The organism is Escherichia sp. TW14182, assembly GCF_000208525.1.
In the GTDB taxonomy this organism is placed as follows: domain Bacteria; phylum Pseudomonadota; class Gammaproteobacteria; order Enterobacterales; family Enterobacteriaceae; genus Escherichia; species Escherichia ruysiae.
In genome coordinates this window covers 1-2,046 of sequence record NZ_AEJZ01000464.1, presented here as the reverse complement: position 1 = coordinate 2,046, position 2,046 = coordinate 1, and the positions used below count along the sequence as shown (strand labels likewise).

The window sequence follows — 2,046 nt, the reverse complement described above, 5'->3', positions numbered from 1 at the left end:
CCCCTTGCTTCACACCATGCCACCGGAGATATACCGGAGCGGGTGTATTCAGCAATATACTCCTGCTGCAACGCCCCCCAGTCCGGTCTGCTCATCAGTTAGTCCTGATTTTTATCCACCCTGAGTAGTTCGCGCAGGGCAAAGGCATCCCCTTTTCTGGCAAGCTTAAACAATGCCGCCCGTAGCTCGGCTTCACCTTTCGCTCTGCCCTTACGGATGGACGCATAAAAATTTGTCATTGCTTCCCGATTTTCTTTCAGTCGGTTCAGATCAACATCCAGAACGTCAGCTATTTGTTGTGCAGTCATCCGGCACGCTGCCAGAGACTCGACTTTCGAATACGGAATCATTTGTCACCCCCATTGATATGCAGGGTGTCTTCTTCCTGTATTTTTCGTGAAGGATTTTTACTGCAGCGTTGTTCCAGGTGACCTGATGGTGAATGCGTTTATGGCTGGCACCCATCAGTGAGATTTTTACGCACGACGGCGCATACATGACGGAGTAAAAACTTTTAACGTAGGTTCCGGAATCCAGATACAGCTCGGTCATTCCGCCGCTGTTTTTCTGCGTCTGTTTCTGCCCTAACTGGACAGCACCGATCGTCATAAACAATTCACCACGGCGACCGAGATTCGTGTACGTATTCACATCCTCGTTAATGCGCCCCATGAATGAGAACGGTCGCTCGACCGAACAGATAAAGCTGTTCATTGCCTTGCGTTTCACCCATGAAGCATGGCCGCCATTGTCACCAAGAAAATCCCCGCCCTGCGACATAGCGATGGAAAGAGCAGGTATTGATTCGTAATACGCCAGCATTTCAGAAAGGATCGCATCCAGTTTCCTTATCGGAAAATAGGCCTGGTCATAGTTGCGATCCACCCGAAACTGAAACTCGTGATAATCATCATCGAGCTGAATGAAGTATTTACACCCGACCTTTTTTGCCAGGTCAAAACTGGCATTACGGGCGTAAAAAATTGAGCGACGATCACCGAAATTATCGGCTTCGTCAAAACGACTGGCGATATCGGCTTTGGAAAACACCAGCACCTGTTCACCAAATTCTGCTATGTACTGATGCCGGGTTTTATCTTCATCATCAACGACGATAAAAATTTTCCCGGTATAGCCAGCACGACGCAAAGTCCGGTAAGTCAGAACTTTGTCCGGTCGCCCGTGAGTCAGAATAAAGGCGCAAAAATCATCACGCATATTCCTCCTCCCCGCCATGCATGATCTCCACCATGTGCTGCGTCATCCGGACAAATCCATTTTCAATAGCCTGCTGATAATCAATGATCACCAGCGCCGACTCCTCAAAAAGGCGCTGAATTTCAGCGGGGGCGTGAGCGTAATAATCCGCAATTCTGCTGAAATTAAACACCGTGTGGCGTTCTGCCGCGCACAGGAGGAATTTTTCGATATCAGGCTCAAGGGACGCCGAACGTATCCGGCTGATCAGCTCCTGAGTTTTCGTATCGTCGTACAGTTCACTGATATCCGGTTTATCGCCCGACGGCTCATAAACAGGCGTATCAATTTTCGTCGTATACGGCTCCTCCTCATTTCCTGTACCGGGCAAAACATCCGTCAACAGTTCATCAATTTCTGTCGGGCTGAAGCCTGTCAGGGAGACATCAAAATCAGCATTGATTAGGTCCGACAGCTCCATCCGTAACAGATCTTCATCCCAGCCAGCATTCATCGGCAGGCGATTATCTGCCAGGCGGTACGCCTTTTTCTGATCATCCGTCAGACCAGACAGAACGATGACCGGAACGGAATCCATTTTGAGCACTTCAGCCGCCATAACGCGACCGTGACCCGCAATAATTTCGCCCTTTTCATCAATCAGCACCGGATTAGCCCAGCCGAATTGCTTAATGCTTTCTACCAGCTGTGCCACCTGCTCAGGGCTGTGTGTCCTGGCATTGTGTGCATACGGAGACAGTTCTTGTAACGGGCGATAGACGATCTTCAATTTCTCGCTCATACAGCCTCGCTTTATGAATAAAAAAGCCCGCTATCGGCCAGTGCGCT

The 2,046-nt window shown here is 49.5% G+C and carries 3 protein-coding genes and 1 pseudogene; all 4 read right to left on the bottom strand.

Features of this window, described 5'->3' with window-relative positions:
- Nucleotides 1–95, bottom strand: a pseudogene (locus EQY_RS25375) (terminase); the annotation flags it as partial.
- 3 nt (nucleotides 96–98) lie between these two features.
- Entirely contained in the window at nucleotides 99–308 is a 210-nt protein-coding gene (locus EQY_RS0123265) for a hypothetical protein (RefSeq protein ID WP_000126790.1), read from the bottom strand.
- Entirely contained in the window at nucleotides 286–1,218 is a 933-nt protein-coding gene (locus tag EQY_RS0123260) for a GREB1-related protein (RefSeq protein ID WP_001204025.1), read from the bottom strand. Before EQY_RS0123260 ends, EQY_RS0123265 begins: the two co-directional genes overlap by 23 nt.
- Nucleotides 1,211–1,999, bottom strand: coding sequence for a ParB/Srx family N-terminal domain-containing protein (locus EQY_RS27560; RefSeq protein ID WP_001291089.1), 789 nt, complete (start codon nucleotides 1,997–1,999; stop codon nucleotides 1,211–1,213). The genes EQY_RS0123260 and EQY_RS27560 overlap by 8 nt, the downstream gene beginning before the upstream one ends.
- Nucleotides 2,000–2,046: the final 47 nt, after the last annotated feature.

Excerpts from the sequence above, each read along its gene's own strand:
- EQY_RS0123265 (WP_000126790.1), bottom strand. The coding sequence starts at position 308 with ATGACTGCACAACAAATAGCTGACGTTCTGGATGTTGATCTGAACCGA.
- EQY_RS0123260 (WP_001204025.1), bottom strand. The coding sequence starts at position 1,218 with ATGCGTGATGATTTTTGCGCCTTTATTCTGACTCACGGGCGACCGGAC.
- EQY_RS27560 (WP_001291089.1), bottom strand. The coding sequence starts at position 1,999 with ATGAGCGAGAAATTGAAGATCGTCTATCGCCCGTTACAAGAACTGTCT.